20 protein-coding genes are annotated in these 18,897 nt (G+C 62.1%); 14 read left to right on the top strand and 6 right to left on the bottom strand.

Translation table 11 applies throughout. The features are described from left to right. The first annotated feature begins 3 nt into the window (after nucleotides 1–3). Nucleotides 4–1,155, top strand: a complete 1,152-nt coding sequence (locus tag RG2_RS18015) for an NADH:flavin oxidoreductase (RefSeq protein ID WP_051730468.1) — start codon at nucleotides 4–6, stop codon at nucleotides 1,153–1,155. A 69-nt stretch (nucleotides 1,156–1,224) separates the two neighbouring features. On the opposite strand, the gene RG2_RS18010 is transcribed toward RG2_RS18015, so the two are convergent. After that, nucleotides 1,225–2,073 carry an aldo/keto reductase gene (locus RG2_RS18010; RefSeq protein ID WP_033234139.1) on the bottom strand — a complete coding sequence of 283 codons (849 nt, stop codon included), beginning with the start codon at nucleotides 2,071–2,073 and terminating at the stop codon, nucleotides 1,225–1,227. A gap of 118 nt (nucleotides 2,074–2,191) precedes the next feature. Here RG2_RS18010 and RG2_RS18005 point away from each other — a divergent pair, with 118 nt between their 5' ends. The 3 genes from RG2_RS18005 to RG2_RS17995 all read left to right on the top strand — a co-directional run bounded on the left by RG2_RS18005 (nucleotide 2,192) and on the right by RG2_RS17995 (nucleotide 5,423). Beyond that, on the top strand, nucleotides 2,192–2,788 hold the full coding sequence (locus RG2_RS18005) for a class I SAM-dependent methyltransferase (protein WP_033234138.1): 597 nt from the start codon (nucleotides 2,192–2,194) through the stop codon (nucleotides 2,786–2,788). A gap of 31 nt (nucleotides 2,789–2,819) precedes the next feature. Beyond that, nucleotides 2,820–4,451, top strand: coding sequence for an ABC-F family ATP-binding cassette domain-containing protein (locus tag RG2_RS18000; RefSeq protein WP_033234137.1), 1,632 nt, complete (start codon nucleotides 2,820–2,822; stop codon nucleotides 4,449–4,451). A 132-nt stretch (nucleotides 4,452–4,583) separates the two neighbouring features. After that, nucleotides 4,584–5,423, top strand: a complete 840-nt coding sequence (locus RG2_RS17995; RefSeq protein ID WP_033234136.1) for an aldo/keto reductase — start codon at nucleotides 4,584–4,586, stop codon at nucleotides 5,421–5,423. A 13-nt stretch (nucleotides 5,424–5,436) separates the two neighbouring features. Here RG2_RS17995 and RG2_RS17990 read toward each other — a convergent pair whose 3' ends face one another. Genes RG2_RS17990 through RG2_RS17980 form a run of 3 tightly spaced genes read right to left on the bottom strand, consistent with a single transcriptional unit; the run spans nucleotide 5,437 to nucleotide 6,878 of the window. Continuing rightward, nucleotides 5,437–6,012, bottom strand: coding sequence for a TetR/AcrR family transcriptional regulator (locus tag RG2_RS17990; protein WP_033234135.1), 576 nt, complete (start codon nucleotides 6,010–6,012; stop codon nucleotides 5,437–5,439). Next, entirely contained in the window at nucleotides 6,013–6,426 is a 414-nt protein-coding gene (locus RG2_RS17985; protein WP_033234134.1) for a VOC family protein, read from the bottom strand. It abuts the gene before it with no gap. A gap of 32 nt (nucleotides 6,427–6,458) precedes the next feature. Next, nucleotides 6,459–6,878, bottom strand: coding sequence for a hypothetical protein (locus RG2_RS17980; RefSeq protein WP_033234133.1), 420 nt, complete (start codon nucleotides 6,876–6,878; stop codon nucleotides 6,459–6,461). A 92-nt stretch (nucleotides 6,879–6,970) separates the two neighbouring features. Between RG2_RS17980 and RG2_RS17975 the strand changes: the two genes are divergently transcribed. The 8 genes from RG2_RS17975 to RG2_RS17940 all read left to right on the top strand — a co-directional run bounded on the left by RG2_RS17975 (nucleotide 6,971) and on the right by RG2_RS17940 (nucleotide 15,539). Continuing rightward, nucleotides 6,971–7,282, top strand: a complete 312-nt coding sequence (locus RG2_RS17975; protein ID WP_033234132.1) for a helix-turn-helix transcriptional regulator — start codon at nucleotides 6,971–6,973, stop codon at nucleotides 7,280–7,282. Then, a complete protein-coding gene (locus RG2_RS17970; protein WP_033234373.1) occupies nucleotides 7,275–7,811 on the top strand; it encodes a hypothetical protein in 537 nt (178 codons plus the stop codon). The genes RG2_RS17975 and RG2_RS17970 overlap by 8 nt, the downstream gene beginning before the upstream one ends. A 35-nt stretch (nucleotides 7,812–7,846) precedes the next feature. Next, a complete protein-coding gene (locus RG2_RS17965; RefSeq protein ID WP_033234131.1) occupies nucleotides 7,847–8,743 on the top strand; it encodes an ABC transporter ATP-binding protein in 897 nt (298 codons plus the stop codon). After that, nucleotides 8,740–9,933, top strand: a complete 1,194-nt coding sequence (locus tag RG2_RS17960) for an ABC transporter permease (RefSeq protein ID WP_033234130.1) — start codon at nucleotides 8,740–8,742, stop codon at nucleotides 9,931–9,933. Before RG2_RS17965 ends, RG2_RS17960 begins: the two co-directional genes overlap by 4 nt. Nucleotides 9,934–10,008: 75 nt before the next feature. Further along, nucleotides 10,009–11,496 carry an acetyl-coenzyme A carboxylase carboxyl transferase subunits beta/alpha gene (locus tag RG2_RS17955; protein ID WP_033234129.1) on the top strand — a complete coding sequence of 496 codons (1,488 nt, stop codon included), beginning with the start codon at nucleotides 10,009–10,011 and terminating at the stop codon, nucleotides 11,494–11,496. Continuing rightward, the gene (locus RG2_RS17950; protein WP_045069085.1) at nucleotides 11,493–12,557 is read left to right on the top strand and encodes a hypothetical protein; all 1,065 of its coding nucleotides are present in this window, start codon (nucleotides 11,493–11,495) and stop codon (nucleotides 12,555–12,557) included. Before RG2_RS17955 ends, RG2_RS17950 begins: the two co-directional genes overlap by 4 nt. Before the next feature lie 127 nt (nucleotides 12,558–12,684). Beyond that, nucleotides 12,685–14,601, top strand: coding sequence for a propionyl-CoA synthetase (locus RG2_RS17945; RefSeq protein WP_033234128.1), 1,917 nt, complete (start codon nucleotides 12,685–12,687; stop codon nucleotides 14,599–14,601). Between the two features lie 92 nt (nucleotides 14,602–14,693). Continuing rightward, the gene (locus tag RG2_RS17940) at nucleotides 14,694–15,539 is read left to right on the top strand and encodes a mycofactocin-coupled SDR family oxidoreductase (protein ID WP_033234127.1); all 846 of its coding nucleotides are present in this window, start codon (nucleotides 14,694–14,696) and stop codon (nucleotides 15,537–15,539) included. Between the two features lie 323 nt (nucleotides 15,540–15,862). Here RG2_RS17940 and RG2_RS17935 read toward each other — a convergent pair whose 3' ends face one another. Next, entirely contained in the window at nucleotides 15,863–16,249 is a 387-nt protein-coding gene (locus RG2_RS17935; RefSeq protein WP_033234126.1) for a DUF1304 domain-containing protein, read from the bottom strand. A gap of 85 nt (nucleotides 16,250–16,334) precedes the next feature. On the opposite strand from RG2_RS17935, the gene RG2_RS17930 reads away from it, so the two are divergent. Next, nucleotides 16,335–16,916, top strand: coding sequence for a TetR/AcrR family transcriptional regulator (locus tag RG2_RS17930; RefSeq protein ID WP_033234125.1), 582 nt, complete (start codon nucleotides 16,335–16,337; stop codon nucleotides 16,914–16,916). 29 nt (nucleotides 16,917–16,945) lie between these two features. Here the strand turns inward: RG2_RS17930 and RG2_RS17925 are convergent, their stop codons facing one another. Then, the gene (locus tag RG2_RS17925) at nucleotides 16,946–17,533 is read right to left on the bottom strand and encodes a TetR/AcrR family transcriptional regulator (protein ID WP_033234124.1); all 588 of its coding nucleotides are present in this window, start codon (nucleotides 17,531–17,533) and stop codon (nucleotides 16,946–16,948) included. A gap of 105 nt (nucleotides 17,534–17,638) precedes the next feature. Between RG2_RS17925 and RG2_RS17920 the strand changes: the two genes are divergently transcribed. Next, nucleotides 17,639–18,877, top strand: a complete 1,239-nt coding sequence (locus tag RG2_RS17920) for an MFS transporter (RefSeq protein WP_033234123.1) — start codon at nucleotides 17,639–17,641, stop codon at nucleotides 18,875–18,877. Nucleotides 18,878–18,897 lie beyond the last annotated feature (20 nt).

The raw sequence follows: 18,897 nt of genomic DNA, 5'->3' as shown, positions 1-18,897 counted from the left end.
CCTGTGACTCTTTCCCCCACTTCGAACGCCCCCGAGGCCTCCGCGTTGCGCGGCCTCTTCCAGCCCTTCGAGGTGAAATCACTCTCGTTGCGTAACCGCTTTGCCATGGCCCCGATGACCCGCGCGTTCTCGCCCGACGGAATTCCCGGAGCCGACGTAGCCGAGTATTACCGTCGTCGGGCAGCCGGTGGTGTCGGCCTGATCATCACCGAAGGCACGTACATCCCAGACCCCGCCGCCGGCCCGCATACCCGAGTTCCGCGCATCTACGGCGACTCGAGCCTGGACGGCTGGCGCTCGGTTGTCGACGCCGTCCACGCCGAGGGCGGATCCATCATTCCGCAACTCTGGCATCTGGGTGTCGAGCGCGGCGAGAACTCCCGCCTCAATCCCGAGGCCGAGACCGTCAGCCCGTCCGGTTTGGCGCTCGACGGCACGCGCTTGGGACGAGAATTCACCACGTCTGATCTCGAAACACTGAAGCAGGCCTGGGTAGATGCCGCCCTCAACGCACAGAGCACCGGATTCGACGGCCTGGAACTACACGGCGCGCACGGCTACCTACTGGACGAATTCCTTTGGGCTGGAACAAATGTCCGCACAGATACATATGGCGGATCGCTCGAAGCCAGAACTCGCTTCCCGGCTGAGGTTGTCGCTGCCATCCGAGAGGCTGTCGGAAACGAGTTCGCGATCGTCTACCGTTTCTCGCAGTGGAAGTCCGGTCAGTACGACGCTCGGATCGCCCAGAGTCCGGCGGAACTGGGGCGCATCCTCGCTCCGCTGGTCGATGCGGGAGTCGATGTGTTGCACCCGTCGACGAGGCGACACTGGGAGCCGGCGTTCGCCGAACTGGGCGGTGACGACAGCAAACTCGGACTCGCCGGCTGGACGAAGAAGCTGACCGGCCTGCCCACCATCACAGTCGGATCCATCGGGCTCGATTCTGTGTTCACCACGGCCTTCACCGCCGACGCGGCATCCGATGTCACCGGACTGGAGCGTCTCGAAGCTCAGTACGAGGACGGCGAATTCGACATGGTCGCCATCGGGCGCGCACTTCTCGCCGACCCCGAGTGGGTGGAGAAACTCCGCACCGGACGCACCGATGAACACATCGCTTTCACCGCAGAGCACCGCACACATCTGAACTGATCCGACACGGCAACGGCACTCCCACTCGATAGTGGGAGTGCCGTTGCCTTATTGCAGGTATTCGTTGATCTAGCTCCCGAACACCGCCGGGTTCGGACCGATTCGACCGGCCGGATCATCAAGTGATCCAATGGCATTGATCTCGTCCGGCGTCAATGCAAATCCGAAGACGTCGAAGTTCTCCTTGATACGCGACGGTGTCACCGACTTGGGGATCACGACGTTGCCGATCTGCAGATGCCAACGAATGACAACCTGAGCGGCGGTCACGCCATGGGCGTCGGCGATCGCGGTGATGACGGGATCCGTGAGCAGAGTGCCTTGGCCGAGCGGACTCCACGCCTCGGTGGCAATTCCCTTGCCGGTATGGAAGGCGCGAAGTTCGGACTGGTTGAACTTGGGGTGTAATTCGATCTGGTTGAGGACCGGCACCTCACCCGTCTCCCCGATCACCCGTTCGAGGTTGTCGACGGTGAAGTTCGAAACACCGATCGACCGCACCCGACCATCGGCCTTGAGCTTCTGGAATGCCTTGAACGTGTCGACGTAAAGGTCCTGCGACGGCACCGGCCAGTGGATCAGGTAGAGGTCGAGGTAATCGAGGCCGAGTCGCTCGAGGCTCGCGTCGAATGCCGCCAGCGTCGACTCGTATCCCTGATCGTCATTCCACAGTTTGGTAGTGATGTAGAGGTCTTCGCGGTTGATACCGGACTCGGCAATCGCCTGCCCGACACCGGCCTCATTTCCGTAGATCTTGGCGGTGTCGATACTTCGATAACCAGCCTGCAAGGCGGTTGATACGGCGTCTCGAGTTTGGTCGTCCGGCACTTGGAAGACACCGAATCCCAAAGCGGGCATGGCCTTGCCGTCGGCCAACACAATGCTCGGAACAGTGGTCACGTCTTGTGGTTCGGTCATACCCAGTCAACGCGGCAAACCGGTGGAGTGTTCCCGCGCGTGCCCCCTTGTCCTGCCCGAAAACCCCGTCTACCTTGGAAGACACGCCTTGAAATCTCCTCGAGGGAAAGGGACGGCGATGAATCTTCCCTACCATCTCGCCTACAAAGTGGGAGTGACTCCGTGGGAGCACACCCGGCGAGGTTTTGACACCCAACTGTCCGCTCTACTCGACTTTATCCCCGTCCCCGACAACGGGCGCGCCCTCGACATCGGATGCGGAACCGGAAAGCACTCCATCGACATGGCAAAGCGTGGCTGGCAGGTCACCGGAGTCGACAACGAGCAGGAAGCTCTGGACAAAGCACGGATCCGGGCCCGCGAGGCCCACTCGAACATTCGGTTCCTGCATGAGGACGCAACCGATCTGCACATCGCAGTCGACCCGGGTCACATGCTGGTCCTGGACATCGGATGCTTCCACGGCCTGAACGATCACGAGCGCGGTGAATACGCGGAGTCCGTCAATGCCGTCACGGCACCGGAAGCGTCGTTGATCATGTTCGCCTTCAGTCCAGGCCATCGATGGCCGATGCCGCATGGCGTGTCGAAGGACGACGTCGCCCGAGCTTTCGACGGCTGGACCATGGTGTCGAGTGATCCGGCCGATATGGCCGATGCGCCGTTGCCTGCCCGTGCGGCCCATCCGTGCTGGTATCACCTGGTGCGACGCTGACGCTGTGCGCAGCACAGGGGATACTTCACCTGTGACTGCAACACTGCGCATCAGCGGACTCTCAGCTTCCCGGGGAGAACGCACCCTGTTCTCCGATCTCGATCTCACCGTCGCCCCCGGCGACGTCATCGGCCTTGTCGGCGCCAACGGCGCGGGCAAGTCGACGCTCCTGACAGCGCTGGCCGGAACCGGAACCGCTGATGTGGAGGGGTCGATCACCCTCAGCCCACCCGACGCCGCTGTTGGCTACCTGGCGCAGGAACCCGACCGCATCGCAGGTGAGACCGTTCTCGAATTCTTGGGCCGACGCACCGGAGTCACGCACGCCGAAGACGTCATGAATGCCGCTGCGGAAACCCTCGCGGATTCCGCGGAAGACCTGTACTCGCCGGCGCTCGAGCGCTGGCTCACACTCGGCGGCGCAGACCTGGTGGAACGCGCGGAGAAAGTTGTCGACGAACTGGGCCTCGGAGTTCCCCTCGATGCACACATGACGGCACTGTCCGGTGGTCAGGCGGCTCGCGCCGGCCTCGCGTCGCTGCTGCTTTCTCGCTACGACATCCTGCTGCTCGACGAGCCCACCAACGATCTCGATCTGCGTGGCCTCGAGCAACTCGAACGCTTTGTCGCAGAAACGCGAGCGGCCCTGGTTGTGGTGAGCCACGACCGCGAGTTCCTTTCGCGCACCGTCACCGGAATCGTGGAACTTGATCTGGCACAACAGAATATCGCCGTCTACGACGGCGGGTACGAGTCGTACCTTGCTGAGCGTGAGATTGCTCGCCAGCACGCCCGCGAGGCGTTCGAAGAATATGCGGGCACCAGGTCCGAACTCGAAGATCGCGCCCAGATGCAGCGCAACTGGATGGAACACGGCGTACGCAATGCGCGCCGTAAGGCCAAGGACAACGACAAGATCGGCCGCGGATTGCGTACCGAGTCGACGGAAAAGCAAGCGGCCAAAGCCCGTCAGACTCAGCGCCGCATCGAGCGCCTCGACGTGGTGGAGGAGCCTCGCAAGGAATGGGAGTTGCGCATGGAAATCGCGGCCGCTCCCCGATCCGGATCTGTGGTCGCAACCACCAACGGCGCCAAGGTAACCCGCGGCCAGTTCACCTTCGGACCCGTCACGACGCAAATCGATTGGGGTGACCGCATTCTCATCACCGGCGCCAATGGCGCCGGTAAGACCACCCTATTGAATGTCCTGCTCGGCAAACTCACTCCGGACGAGGGAATCGCTTCCCTCGGATCCGGTGTCGCTATCGGCGAAATCGATCAGGCCAGAGGGCTGTTCGAGGGTGATCAGCCGGTGGTCGAGGCTTTCGGTGCCCAGGTTCCGGAGTGGCCCGACGCCGACGTCCGTACTCTCCTCGCCAAATTCGGTCTACGCGGGCATCACGTGCTGCGGTCGGCAGCGTCCCTCTCCCCCGGCGAAAGAACCAGGGCGGCACTGGCTTTGCTCCAGGCCCGCGGGGTCAACCTGCTCGTGCTCGACGAGCCCACCAACCACCTCGACCTGCCGGCGATCGAGCAGCTCGAGCAGGCAATGGAATCCTTCGAGGGCACGTTGCTTCTTGTCACTCACGATCGCCGGATGCTCAGTTCCACTCGCAGCACCCGGAAGTGGCGTATGGACGACGGGCAACTTTTCGAGGAGTAGCAGTCCCGCGCTTGCGCAGACAACACGCGTGTGCAACTATTTATCCGGCGCACGCAATAGTTGCATGCGCGGCATAGGTCGCTGCGGCCCAGAAGGCCGTCACTGCACCTCGAGTCTCGAAAGGCACCCACGATGTTGTCGATACCCGACCGCACACTGACCCACGGAACCACCGGCGAACCGATCACCATTCCGCAACTCGGATACGGCGTGTTCCAAGTTCCGGACGAGCAGACCGAGGATGTCACCGCTACCGCCCTCGACCTGGGATATCGCCACATCGACACCGCGTCGATCTACGGAAACGAAGCCGGCGTCGGCCGCGCAATTGCAGGCTCCGACATCCCCCGACAAGAACTGTTTGTCACCACCAAGTTGTGGAACGACGATCAGGGCCGCGACCGCACGCTGGCAGCGTTCGACACCAGTTTGAGCAAGCTCGGCCTGGACTACGTCGACCTGTACCTGATCCACTGGCCGGCGCCGGGCAAGGGCCTGATCGCGCAGACCTGGGCGGCGTTCGAGGAAATCCTCGCGTCCGGACGTACCCGAGCAATCGGCGTCTCCAACTTCCTCCCCGAGCACCTCGATCTACTGGCAGAGCGCAGTTCGATCACACCCGCCGTCAACCAGATCGAGCTGCACCCCAGGCTGGCACAGCACACATCGCGGAAAGATGCACAAGACCGCGGTATCGAGATCGAGGCGTGGAGCCCGCTCGGCCAGGGCACCATCCTCGATGATCCGACGATCGTCGACATCGCTGCGGCACTGGGCAAATCGCCGGCGCAGGTCATTTTGCGCTGGCACATCGAACAGGGCCACACCGTACTGTCGAAGACAGTGACACCGCAGCGCATGCGCGACAACGCCGATATCTTCGACTTTGCTCTGAGCGCCGATCAGTCGGCAGCAATCGACGCGCTGAACACGGACACTCGAGTCGGTCCAGATCCGCTCGAATTGAACTGAGCCGAAAAAGAAATCACGATTCTTCGCGCGGTGCCAATGTGAGCAGGACCGTATCGACCGCCTGCTCCGCAAGGTGCACGTCCAGGGGTAGATGCCGGAACAGCGCCCGGTAATAGACTGGTGCTGCGAGTGCGTCGAGCACAAAACCCAGGTCGAAGTCCTCACGAATCTCGCCCCGAGCGCGCGCCGATTCCAGCACTGCCGCAGTGGAATTGCGTCGCGGCTCGAAGAAGGACTCACGGAAAGTGCTGGCCAGTTCCGGGTCTGCCGCCAGGTCCGCAACCAGCGCTGGAAGCACGGAGCCGACAACGGTGTCCCGCAGTCCCACAACCACAGTCGTGATGCCGGCGATCAGATCGGCGCGAAGATCGCCGGTATCCGGCGTCGGATGGATACCGATCTGTCCGACAACAACATCGACAACCAGATGCCGCTTGGACGGCCATCGCCGGTAAATCGCGGGCCTGTGAATACCGGCTCTCGATGCGACGGATCCGATCGACAGCTCGGCATAACCCTTCTCTGCCAACAACTCCAAAGCTGCGGTAATGACGGCGTCGTCGATACGGTCGTCACGCGTGCGCACCATTTAGAGCACCGGCCGCGGCATGAGGACCAGGCGCCATCCGTCGGGATCCTCGAAGGTCATGCCGCCGTTCTCGATCCAGTACGGGTTCTCGGACTCGACCGGTTCATGCCCGGCCTCACCCAACCGCTGCACCACCTCGTACATCGCAGACTCTCCGGTGAAGTACAGAACCAGCAGATTGTCGCGGGTGGGCGCCGGACATGGACTGCCATCCTCGTGAGTAGTGAATTCGAGGTGATAACTCGCATCCGGCAGCCCGAGCATGATGCCGTCGTATCCCGCATGCCCGGCAAATCGATACAACTCGGCAAAGCCCACACAATCGCGATAGAAGGCAATTACCTCGGCAAGCCGATCGGTGGGGCGCGCAATGCGCAGTTGAACAACGGGAAGTTCTGCGGGCCAGGACGTCATATTCTAAACGGTACAGTACGTACCGTAACAATCTACAAGCGATCGTTCTCCGGGAACGGCGCGTTGGGCATGAACCGCGGACGAGCAAAGAGCACCGACAAGTTGGTCGGCTGAGACTCCACCGGACGATCCGATCGATAGAGCAACGCCCGCTGCGGCACACTCACCCATTCACAAACGAAGATGTCGCCGATACGCAGTACCGGAACGTGGGAACCGTCCTCGAGGCGAACCGTCACGTCGGCCTGCGGATCGGATTGCCCGTACACCACCCACCACGATTCACCCTCGACGTCGCCGGGCGTGTGCTGCCCGATGCCGACGACGGCACCTTTTTCCATCGGCGCGTGCCAGACCTCGTCCCGGCCTTGCGACCCCACGCTGTAGCTGCCGTCCTCGAGCACCTGAATCACAACGTGGGACTTCTCCAGCACCAATTCATCCGTAGCCATATCGCAAACCCTAATCCGATCGGCACATGCCGGCATGACTTCTGGATGCAGAATCCTTGACAAAACGTTGGGTTTTTACAACACTTTGATGCATGAGCCCAGTCCGGCGGGGAGCCTCGCTCCCCATCTTCAATCGCATCGGTGTACTTCGTGCCGAGCGAAAGATGACTCGGGCGCAGCTGGCACACCTTGTCGATGTAAATCCCCAGACCGTCGGCGCGCTCGAGCGCGGCGACCACTACCCCAGCCTGGATCTCGCGTTCCGCATCTGCGACGTGTTCGACCTCCCGGTGGAAGCGGTGTTCTCCCGCGCGGAGTTCGGCCCCCTGTCCACCGAGGTCTACCGACCGGGCCGGATCACCGAAGGGAGCGAAAAGACCAGTGTCCCAAACGAATCTGATTGAACTAAATCTGATCGACCGCTACCAGGCGCGCCGCACCAGACAGTTCCTGCAGCAAGAGGAAACTTTCCGGCATTGGTTGCCGAAGTGGCGAACCCGTCGGCGCCGACGGGTGCTCGTGACCGCGCTCGGCGTCGTATTCACCGCGATGATCGTCTTGGCAGTCGCTTTTCTTTTCAACACCACGGTGGCTCCCCTGCTCTGGGTGCCGCTTACATTCATATTTCTGCCCCTGTGGACATCTGTGCAAGTGGTCTCAGGGCGTCAGGGCGACGCGCCACGTGATGCGCTGGACGAATGGGAGATCCAGCAGCGCAACAGTGCCCGCTCGATCGCGCTGACCGTAACCCAAACGTTGGTCTTCATTGTCGCGATATTCCTGATTTTCACCTCGACAGTGGGGTGGAATGTAGAGAGACTGGCGTACTCGGGAGGTGGGATGGCAATCACCGCGATGCTGATCGGTGCATGTACACCGGCGATGATCATTGCCTGGACGCAACCCGATCCGGAACCTGGCGACACAGACTGACCGCAGTAGAACATTTCGACCGATGGGAAGGAACCATGCCAGCCACCCTCACGATCGACGGCATTTCGAAACGCTACGGCGACGTCGTTGCGCTCGACAACCTCAGCTTCGAGGTGCATCCAGGGGAGATCTTCGGGTTTGTCGGCAGTAACGGCGCCGGAAAGACGACGACCATGCGCATCGCCCTCGGTGTGCTTGCGGCCGACTCCGGGGAGGTCCGGCTCGGCGGCAAACCTGTCGACCTCGATGTGCGCCGCACCATCGGGTACATGCCGGAAGAACGTGGGCTGTATCCGAAAATGAAGGTGGGCACCCAATTGTCCTACCTCGCAGAATTACACGGCCTGTCCAAGGCTGACGCACGGGCGGCGACAGAGCGCTGGACGGAACGCTTGGACATCGCCGGTCGAGTCAAAGACACCGTCGACTCGTTGTCGCTGGGCAATCAGCAACGTGTGCAACTCGCCGCCGCACTGGTTCACGATCCCGCGGTACTGGTGCTGGACGAACCCTTTTCGGGTTTGGACCCGGTAGCTGTCGACGTCATGAGTGAAGTCCTGGTCGAAAAGGCGCGCACGGGCGTGCCCGTCATATTCTCCAGCCACCAACTCGAACTGGTGGAGCGCCTGTGTGATCGTGTGGGCATCATCAGCCGGGGCAGTATGCGCGAGATCGGAACAGTGAACGAGTTGCGCGGTAAGGGAAATGCCCAGCTCGAAGTGCATGCGCCCGACGCTCCCGCCGGCTGGGCCGATCACCTCATCGGCGTCTCGGCAATCAGCCACGGCGGTGGACGGACGCTCCTGAGCGTCGACGCCACCGCTGACGATCAGCAGATCCTGCACGCTGCTCTGAAAACGGGCCCGGTTCACGAATTCACCCGCCGACGCCCGTCCTTGACCGATCTGTTCCGCGAGGTGGTTGCAGCGTGAGCACACAGTTGAGTGGGGCCCGCGCTGTGGGGTTGGTCGCGCGGCGCGAATTCACCACCCAGATAGCCAAAAAGAGTTTCCTGATCAGCAACATCATCATTCTGATCGCGATTGTCGGTGGCATCATCGGCATCTCGCTGTTCTCCGGCGGTGACGACAGCAAGTCCACGATCGGTGTGGTGGGCGATCAGTCGCTCTCACAGACTCTTGTCACCACCGGCGACGCGATCGGAACTCCGGTCGAGGTGAAGGAATACAGCGACGAGCAAGCCGCCCGCACCGACGTGAAGGACGGAAACCTCGACCTCGCAGTCTTACCGGGCGACGGCGGTAGCGTCACCGTCGTCACGAACAAGGAAATCGACACCAACCTGCGGGTGGTTGTCGAGAGTTCCGTTGCCCAGCAAGCGCAATCGACCGCGCTGACCGAGGCGGGAGTCGATCCGGCGCAGCTTGCCAACGCCACGGCAGCCGCCACGGTCACCGTCGATACTCTCGATCCGCCAGACCCCGAGCAGGGTCAGCGCATCGCGCTGTCCGTTGCAGCGGTGGCCCTGCTGTACATGCAGATCATGTTGTTCGGCACCTACGTGGCAATGGGTGTCGTGGAGGAAAAGTCGAGTCGTGTTGTCGAACTGCTACTTTCGACGCTTCGGCCGTTGCAGTTGCTGTGGGGCAAGGTACTCGGAATCGGTGCGGTCGGACTACTCCAGCTGGCCGCGTACGCGATAGCCGGAGTTGGCACGGGCCTGGCAACCGGGCTTCTGACTGTGACCGGAACCGCGATCGGCGTGCTGATCGGCACCATCGGCTGGTTCATTCTCGGGTTCGCATTCTTTGCCGTTCTCTATGCCGCCGCGGGTTCCATGGTGTCACGGCAGGAAGACGTCAACGCCACAGCCGCACCACTGGTGATACTCATCGTGGCGATGTTCGGTATCGCGTTCTCCACCGTCGGAAATCCGGACGGAACTCTGAGCAACGTTCTCAGTTGGATTCCGCCGTTCTCCGCCATCCTCATGCCGCTACGGATCGCTGCGGGTGTGGCAACGCCATTCCAGATCGTGGGCACCATCGTGCTGATGGTGACTGTGACCGTCATCTTCTCGATGATCGCGGCAAAGATCTACCAGCGCTCCATCCTTCGCATCGGCAAGGTCGTCTCGTGGAAGGAAGCCTTCGGCCGCTGATCCGGTTTCACACTCACGCACTTCGCCCCGTAGGTTCGTCCGCAGCGAAGGTGCTTACCTGATACGGAGGGTGTTGTGCGAATCTCGGCCGAGGAATTACTGGCGCAGGTACTCGATCCAGGGAGCTTCGCCTCCTGGGACGTGGCGCCGCTCGACGTCCATCCCGGCCCGGAGTACGCCGCAGACCTTGCCAAAGCTCGGGAAAAGAGCGGTGCCGACGAGTCGGTAACTACCGGCGTCGGCACCGTTCGTGGGCGTCGGGTCGCGGTAATCGCCTGCGATTTCAGCTTTCTCGCGGGCTCGATCGGCGTCGCCGCAGCGGAACGAATCACGGCGGCCGTCGAACGTGCCACGGCAGAACAACTTCCGCTCCTGGCCTCCCCCACGTCCGGCGGAACCAGGATGCAGGAGGGCACCGTTGCCTTCGTGCAGATGGTCAAGATCGCCGCGGCTGTTGCACTCCACAAGGGGGCACATCTGCCGTATCTGGTTTACCTGCGCAACCCCACCACCGGTGGCGTATTTGCCTCTTGGGGATCGCTTGGTCACATCACCATTGCCGAACCAGGCGCACTGGTGGGCTTTCTCGGACCACGTGTCTACGAGTCGCTGTACGGCGAAAAGTTCCCCGAGGGCATTCAAACGTCGGAGAACTTGTACCGCAACGGCGTCATCGACGGTGTTGTGCCCGTCGAACGTCTACGCCTGCTGGTCAATCGAGCACTGTGTGTTCTCAGCGATCCCCCGGCGCCGTCAGCACCCGAATCCGCAGATGTTCCCGAAATCCCCGACGTTCCGGCCTGGCAGTCGGTGATGCTGTCCCGCCGCGCAGACCGTCCGGGTATCCGGCAACTACTGCGCCATGCTGCCACCGAACAGGTACCGCTCAGTGGCACGGGCCAAGGTGAGACCGACAAGACGATCCTGCTCTCGCTCGCCAGGTTCCGAGGTTACCCCTGCATCCTGCTCGGGCAGGATCGCAGTGGGCAGTCAACCCAGAACACCATGGGGCCTGCGGCCCTGCGTGAGGCGAGACGCGGCATGAAACTGGCGGAAGAACTACAACTTCCCTTGGTTCTCGTGATCGACACGCTCGGAGCATCGCTGTCCAAGGAAGCTGAAGAACGCGGACTGGCTCCCGAAATCGCCCGCTGCATAGCAGATCTCGTGATGCTGAAGACGCCCACGGTTTCGGTGCTTCTCGGTCAGGGCACTGGCGGCGGCGCATTGGCGCTTCTGCCGGCCGATCGGGTGCTGGCCGCACAGAACGGTTGGCTCGCCCCACTGCCACCCGAAGGCGCCAGTGCGATCGTGCATCGCGACATCACCCATGCTCCGCAGATGGCCGCGGCCCAGGGAATCCGATCGTCGGACCTTCTACGTGACGGCATCGTCGACGCCATCATCCCCGAACGCCCCGATGCGGCAGACGAACCCGTCGAGTTCTCCAAACGCGTCGGGGCGGCAATCTCGCACGAACTCGCCCTGCTGGCAACTGAATCCACCGTCGACAGAACCTCTGCGCGGATCTCTCGCTATCGTAATTTGGGGGTACCCCGGTGAATCCGAAGGCGACCGATCCGAGCGTACTGACGCACAGCTACGACCGCGCCGCGCTGGCGCGCTTCGAAGTGTTCCTCTTCGCCTCGATTGCCACGGTGCTCATCACCCGTGCCTACCTCGCTGCCATGGGATATCCCCAGATCGGCGGCGGTGCACTGCATATCGCGCATGTTCTGTGGGGCGGACTACTGATGGCGGTCGCGATCGTCATGACAGCCATCACGGAAGGCAGTCGAATCCGCGACCGCGCATCGCTGATCGGCGGCATCGGATTCGGGTTGTTCATCGACGAGATCGGCAAGTTCGTCACGTCCGACGTCAACTACTTCTACCAACCCGCCATTGCCATCATGTACGTCGTCTTTGTTCTGTTCTACCTGGTAGCGCGTGAAGTGGTGATCCGGCGCGGCATGAACGACCGCCATCGACTGTCCATCGGCGCGCGAGCACTGTCGGATCTTGCTCTCGGACAACTGGATACCGTTCACTACAACCACGCACTGCGCGTTCTCGACGGAGTCCGCGACCCCACGCTTGCCGACTTGGCCGGGTCGATCAGGGCCGGTCTGCACTCACACACCCCCACCGGCGACGGTATCGAATCGCGGATCACGCAGTGGCGCAACTCGGTCTCGGCCCGCCTCGACGCCTTTGTCGGTCATCGAATAGTCCGCCGTGTCGTGCTGGCAATCTTTGTCCTGGACGCACTCAGCGCAGTGATCAGCGTCGTCGTCGCGTTTGTGACCGACGAGGAGATCATCGCGCAGGACATCTCCGATCTTGTGGTTCTGCTGTCGAGTATTACCGCCGGAATCCTGGTCATTCTCGGGGTGTGGTTCCTGTTCCGCGGACGCTACCTACGCGCGTTGCGACTGCTGCGGGCTTCCATCGTCGTCAACCTTCTCGTGACGCAGGTGTTCCTGTTTGCCCAAGATCAGTTCGGCGCCCTCACCGGATTTGTTCTCTCACTGTTCCTGCTCGCCGTACTCCGCGTCACGATTCGACGCGAGGAGGCAGAACTCGCGCCGGCTCCTGACCCCGCGCTCGAAACCCGCCACTGACCGACAAATCGAGCCCGTCCAGCGCAAAGGAACCTTCCCGGCCATCCTCAGCCCCAATCTGTCCCCTACCTGGCCTAAGGTGTTTCCCGTCACAGATGTTCCGAAGTTGAGGAAAGGACCCACATCGATGAGCGAGAGCCAGCCGGCGTCCCACACCACCTATGCCGACGCGTACCGCGAGAGCATGGACCAGCCGGAAAAGTTCTGGCTCGACGCTGCGCAGGCAGTCGACTGGGATGTGGCTCCCACTTCAGCTCTCGACGATTCCGCGGCGCCCGTCTACCGCTGGTTTCCGGGTGCGTCGCTGAACACGAGCTTCAATGCTCTCGATCGCCACGTCCGTGACGGCCGCGGCGATCAGACCGCACTGATCTTCGACTCCGCGATGGTCCCCACCAAGGCCACGTACACGTACTCGGAACTGCTCGAGCAGGTGTCACTGTTTGCCGGTGTGCTTCGCGACCAAGGTGTTGTGGCGGGCGATCGCGTCATCATCTACATGCCGATGATCCCCGAAGCAGCAATTGCGATGCTGGCCTGTGCGCGCATCGGCGCAGTGCACTCGGTGGTGTTCGGCGGTTTTGCCGCGAAGGAACTCGCAACTCGTATCGACGACGCCGGCCCGGTTGTCCTGGTGACCGCGTCTGGTGGCCTCGAGCCGGGCCGCACCATCGAATATCTGCCGATGGTGGAGAAGGCTCTGCAGCTTTCCGCGACACCGGCGCACACCGTCATCGTGAAAAATCGTGAGCAGATTCCGGGTTCGGCGGCCGATTACAAGTCCAGTGGCGCAGCGTGGTTCGACTGGGACGAGCTGATCTCCGACACGACGCCGGCTGCTCCGGTCTCTGTCGCCGCTACCGATCCGCTCTACATCCTCTACACCTCGGGCACCACGGGTAAGCCCAAGGGCGTTGTGCGCGACAACGGCGGACACGCTGTTGCCTTGACCTGGACGATGAAGAATCTCTACAACATCTCCCCTGGCCAGGTGTGGTGGACCGCGTCCGACGTCGGCTGGGTGGTCGGCCACTCGTACATCGTCTACGGCCCGCTTCTCGCGGGAGCCACGACGGTCATGTACGAGGGCAAGCCCGTCGGAACGCCGGATGCCGGCGCGTTCTGGCGCATCATTTCCGAGTACAAGGTCTCGGCGCTGTTCACCGCTCCAACAGCAATCCGCGCTGTCCGCAAAGCCGATCCCGACGCGAAAGAGATTGCCAAGTACGACATCTCGTCGCTCGATACCCTGTTTGCCGCCGGTGAGCGCCTCGACCCCGACACGTACGAATGGGCGACCCGCGTTCTCGACCGGCCGGTCATCGATCACTGGTGGCAGACCGAAACCGGGTGGGCGATCTGCGCAAACCTTCGTGGCCTCGAACCCATGGCGATCAAGGCCGGTTCCCCCACCGTCGCGTGCCCCGGCTATCGCGTCGAAATCGTCGACGGCAAGGGCGAACTCGTCGAGGCGGGCACCGAGGGCAACATCGTGATCGGGCTCCCCCTGCCTCCCGGCACACTCGCCGGACTGTGGCGCGACGACGATCGCTACGTCAAGTCCTATCTCTCCACCTTCGACGGTTACTACCTCACCGGCGATTCCGGCTACATCGACGAGGACAACTACGTATTCGTCCTCGGCCGCAGTGACGACGTGATCAACGTTGCGGGCCATCGCCTCTCGACCGGCAGCATGGAAGCTGTTGTCGCAGGCCATCCCGCAGTCGCGGAATGCGCCGTCATCGGCATCCACGACGAACTCAAGGGACAGCGTCCCAGCGGCTACGTCGTACTCAAGTCCGGCGTCGACATCGATCCAGAGACGCTGCGCAAAGAACTGGTCGCCCGGGTCCGCGATCAGATCGGTGCCGTCGCCACGTTCCGCGACGTAACAGTGGTGGGCGCCCTACCGAAGACTCGTTCCGGCAAGATTCTGCGCAAGACCATGCGCCAGATCGCCGACAACGAGGAGTACACAGTGCCATCCACCATCGAGGACGCGACCGTCCTCGAAGATCTGACGAAACTCCTTCGCGGATAACAAATTTTCCGGTTCCCCTGCCCGGCACCGCCAGAACCCGCAAGATGAACATGTTCTAGGTTTCAGGTAGTCACACGGGCAGGGGAATCAACATGGGCACATTGGACGGACAGGTCGCATTCATCACCGGAGCGGCCCGCGGTCAGGGCCGCGCACACGCCGTGCGCCTCGCGTCCGAGGGCGCAGACATCATCGCGGTGGATCTGTGCTCACCGGTCGCGACAGCCGGATACGACATGGCTACCGAGGCGGACCTGGCTCAGACCGTCAAATTGGTAGAGGCGCAGGGCCGACGCATCTCCGCCTCCGTCGCCGATACCCGTGATCATGACGCGCTCAAAGCAGCGGTCGATGCCGGTGTCGAGAAGTTCGGCCGACTCGACATCGTCATCGCCAATGCCGGTATTGCCGCATCAGCGAAGTTGTCGTGGGATCTGAGCCCGGAAGAATTCCGTGAATTGATGGACATCAACGTCACCGGCGTCTGGTTGACCACAAAGGTCGCAATCCCCCACATCATGAGTGGCAACCGAGGCGGATCAATTGTGCTGATCAGTTCCATGGCGGGCCTGCGGGGCGTGCCGGGCATCGCCCACTACTCGGCGTCCAAACATGCCGTCCGCGGATTGGCGAAGTCATTGGCCAACGAGCTCGGCTGGGCCGACATCCGGGTCAATTCAGTGCACCCGGGCAACGTGCGCACCACGATGATCGACAACGAACCCATGGTTCGAGCATTCCGGCCGGATCTGGAAAACCCGGTTCTCGAGGACACCGCGCCCATCATGTCGAAGCTGAATCTCCTGCCGCATCCGTGGGTGGATCCCGAGGTGATCGCCGACGCGGTGTTCTATCTGGTGGGACCTGCCGGACGCGGAATCACCGGTATCGCGTTGCCCATCGACCTGGGCACGTCGGAAAAGTTCGCCGGCGGGTAGGCGGCTAGGCGGCTAGGCGGCTAGGCACACAAAATTGCCCCTGCCGGATGGGTCTCGAGCACCATCCGGCAGGGGCAATTCTCGGCTTGATCAAGCCTTCGTAGCAACAGAACAAGTAGTCGGCAACCTCATAGGCGCTCCTCGTCTGAAGTAGGAAACTCTTGTGTGGGATGCGCAACAAACCCAAGACCAGGATAGAAGCATTCTCGGAAAAGTGCGCGCCAATCGGCGGTATTTTTTCAGATTCGGACAAACGCGGCAAGCCTCTCACCACCTATTATCGAACCGGATCGGATCTTTTACCCATCCCGACCGTCCCATCCTTACAGCAGGTGGATCACCAACAAGATCACTGCGATAGCCGGGAACAGCATCTGAACGACCGCGGCGCGCGCTTTGTCCGGCGAAGACAGGATCAGGACAAGACCCGCCGCAACCATCGACCCGGTTCCCGCGAGAACAAGCGCGATTCCCACTGACGCCGAACCTGTTGCTGCGACGACGATGCCGATCACCGAGACGATCGCCAGGAAAAGGTTGTAGAAGCCCTGGTTGAACGCCAGCGGCTTTGTTGTCAGCGCTTCTTCCTCCGACTTCACACCGAATGTGGCGCGGGTCTTCGGCGCCGTCCAGAGGATCGATTCGAGGACAAAAATGTAGACGTGCACAACTGCGGCCAGTGCCGCGAAGATGTAGCCGGCGACGTTCATCGGTGGACTCCTGAGTTTCGGCGAATTCTGTATCGTTCGGTCCAATATATACTGGACCGAACGATACAGAAAGGGGTGGCTTTTGATGGCCCGGTCACAGGAGTTCAATTCCACCAGCGCGATTACCGCAGCGTTGGATGTGTTCTGGGCTCGCGGATACGAAGGAACGTCGCTCACCGACCTCGAAACGGCAACCGGCTTGAGTCGGTCGAGCCTCTACAACTCGTTCGGCAACAAGCGCGGCGTATTCGACGCGGCGGTGCAGATGTACCTCGAACACGTCATCCGCCCGCGCCTGCGCGGCCTGACCGACAATCCGACGCCCGACGCGGTTGAGCGCTACCTCACCTCCCTGCGCGGCGCCATCGCAACCATGACACCTGATTCACCCAGACGCGGGTGCCTGCTACTCAACGCAGCAGCGGGCATCGGCGCGCACGACGACGCCGTCGCGGCTGTGATTCGCAGCTACCGGCAAGAACTCTCCGACGCGATCGCCAGTGGGTTACAAGCCTCATTCCCGAGCGCTACGGCCGCCACGCTCGCGGATCGAACCCGAATTCTTCTCTCCTGCACCGTAAGCGCGCTCGTACTGGCGCGGGTTGATACAGCCCAGGCAAGCGCAACCCTGGAATCTGCACGCCGCTTGCTTGTCGAATGGAGTTAGCAGATTCTTCGAAGATCACTCAAACCAGCTCACTCCGTAGCGACCCGCACCTCGAGGGCAAGCGCCTGGTCTACCAATTCCGCGACTCGTTGCGGCGAGACCGGTTCAAGGTCGAACAGAATTCGGTAGATGATCGGCGCCACTACATGATCCACCACCGAATCACCATCCACTGCAACAGCTTCCGGCCAACGCGCGAGTATCACATCGATCTGCGTACGGCAGAAGAAGGCGCACTTGAATTTCTTGGTGCCATCTGGTGCGTGCGTTTGATCGTCGCTCATGAGCACATCTCGCAGCGACGCACGACCGACCGGCGCGGACATCTCCTCGAGGTACTCCTGCGCCCAGACTGTCAGATCTCCTCGGAGTGAACCCGTTTCACGCGGGTCGGCATCCGGGCGCAGTCTCTCGATCGAGACGTCCGCAAAGACTTCGTTGATGTCGCCCCACCGCCGATAGATGGTAGACGGGGTCACACCCGCGTCGGTCGCGATCATCGGCACCGTGATCTCTGCTCGATCGCGCTGTTCCAACAACTTGCGCGCCGACGCGTGCACAGCCTGTTGGATGCGCGCGCTGCGGCCACCGGGGCGCGGACCTGTGGACGGACTCATGAATCAATCCTAACGCAAAGATATTGCATTAGGACATTGCCAGGCGTAGCGTCCCAAACGCAAAGTATTTGCGTTTGAGGTCTTCACCACCCGCACGGGAGCGCTATGACAACGACCGTTTCACCACCGACCGAGAGCACCGCACGCCCGCGCCTGGGTCGGGGAGCAGCTTTCACACTGATCGCCGTCATCATCGCCACGTTCCTGGGCGCGTCCGCGACCCCGACGCCCCTGTACGAGCACTACCAACAGATGTGGGGATTCTCCTCGCTCGCGTCGACGCTCGTCTTCGGCATCTACGCCCTCGCACTGCTCGCCACCCTTCTGACCGCCGGGTCCTTGTCCGATCACATCGGCCGACGTCCGGTCCTGCTCGGAGCGCTTGCACTCGAGGCAGTCTCGCTCGTGTTATTCGCCTCGGCCGACGGCTTGGCGATCCTGCTGATCGCCCGCGTCGTGCAGGGAGTCGCCACCGGCGCAGCAATCAGCGCTTTGGGTTCTGCGTTGATCGACCTCGAACGCACTCCGGGCCGCGGGTCCATCATCAACAGTGTCGCTCCGACAGTCGGCCTTGCCGTCGGCGCGGTGGGTTCGAGCCTCATCAGTGAGCACCTCCCCCGACCAACGAGCACTGTCTACCTGGTTCTCCTCGTACTGGTCGCTCTCGAAATCCTCGGGGTATGGGCCGCGCCGGAAACCTCGGGCGGACGGCCAGGAGCCTGGCAGTCGCTACGCCCCACCCTTGCCGTTCCCCGCCAAGCACGCACGATGATCGCGTTGACCGCACCGTGCCTGATCGCGGTTTGGGCGTTGGGCGGGTTCTACCTCTCACTCGGACCGGCGTTGGCGCGCAACGCACTCGAGGTTCACAGCTCTCTCATCGGAGCCGTCATGGTCGCAACGCTGACGGGATTCGGAGCGGCCGCAGTGCTCACCTTCCGCACACTCGGTGGCCGGACCGTGATGCTGATCGGAACCACAGCACTGGTGCTCGGGGTGGCCGTCACACTCGTCGGCGCTGAAACATCCTCTGCGGTACTGATTCTGGCCGGTACAGCCGTTGCGGGCATCGGCTTCGGAGCGGGGTTCCAGGGAACCATCCTCACTGTCATGCCGCTCGCCGAGAACCACGAACGCGCGGGTCTGTTGTCCACCGTGTACGTCATCGCATACCTGGCCAACAGCCTTCCGGCATTGCTGGCCGGCTATCTGGTCGGCAAGGTGGGCTTGGTCGATACGACGCGGGGTTACGGGGCACTTGTCGTGATTCTCGCGGCCGCCGCGCTGGTCGGACTGTTGATGACCGGAGAACGCAAAGTCTCGAAGCCATCCATTCGCGAGTAGATTTTCTCCCTGCTGATTCT

Origin of the sequence: Rhodococcus globerulus NBRC 14531 (assembly GCF_001894805.1) — a bacterium.
GTDB classification, from domain to species: Bacteria; Actinomycetota; Actinomycetes; order Mycobacteriales; family Mycobacteriaceae; genus Rhodococcus_F; species Rhodococcus_F globerula.
Note: the sequence above shows the minus strand (reverse complement) of the source record. Positions and strands in the feature narration are given on the sequence as shown.

Bases quoted from the DNA above. Each gene is read 5' to 3' on its own strand.
- RG2_RS18010 (WP_033234139.1), bottom strand. From the start codon at position 2,073: ATGACCGAACCACAAGACGTGACCACTGTTCCGAGCATTGTGTTGGCC.
- RG2_RS18005 (WP_033234138.1), top strand. From the start codon at position 2,192: ATGAATCTTCCCTACCATCTCGCCTACAAAGTGGGAGTGACTCCGTGG.
- RG2_RS17995 (WP_033234136.1), top strand. From the start codon at position 4,584: ATGTTGTCGATACCCGACCGCACACTGACCCACGGAACCACCGGCGAA.
- RG2_RS17990 (WP_033234135.1), bottom strand. From the start codon at position 6,012: ATGGTGCGCACGCGTGACGACCGTATCGACGACGCCGTCATTACCGCA.
- RG2_RS17985 (WP_033234134.1), bottom strand. From the start codon at position 6,426: ATGACGTCCTGGCCCGCAGAACTTCCCGTTGTTCAACTGCGCATTGCG.
- RG2_RS17980 (WP_033234133.1), bottom strand. From the start codon at position 6,878: ATGGCTACGGATGAATTGGTGCTGGAGAAGTCCCACGTTGTGATTCAG.
- RG2_RS17975 (WP_033234132.1), top strand. From the start codon at position 6,971: ATGAGCCCAGTCCGGCGGGGAGCCTCGCTCCCCATCTTCAATCGCATC.
- RG2_RS17965 (WP_033234131.1), top strand. From the start codon at position 7,847: ATGCCAGCCACCCTCACGATCGACGGCATTTCGAAACGCTACGGCGAC.
- RG2_RS17945 (WP_033234128.1), top strand. From the start codon at position 12,685: ATGAGCGAGAGCCAGCCGGCGTCCCACACCACCTATGCCGACGCGTAC.
- RG2_RS17940 (WP_033234127.1), top strand. From the start codon at position 14,694: ATGGGCACATTGGACGGACAGGTCGCATTCATCACCGGAGCGGCCCGC.
- RG2_RS17935 (WP_033234126.1), bottom strand. From the start codon at position 16,249: ATGAACGTCGCCGGCTACATCTTCGCGGCACTGGCCGCAGTTGTGCAC.
- RG2_RS17930 (WP_033234125.1), top strand. From the start codon at position 16,335: ATGGCCCGGTCACAGGAGTTCAATTCCACCAGCGCGATTACCGCAGCG.
- RG2_RS17925 (WP_033234124.1), bottom strand. From the start codon at position 17,533: ATGAGTCCGTCCACAGGTCCGCGCCCCGGTGGCCGCAGCGCGCGCATC.
- RG2_RS17920 (WP_033234123.1), top strand. From the start codon at position 17,639: ATGACAACGACCGTTTCACCACCGACCGAGAGCACCGCACGCCCGCGC.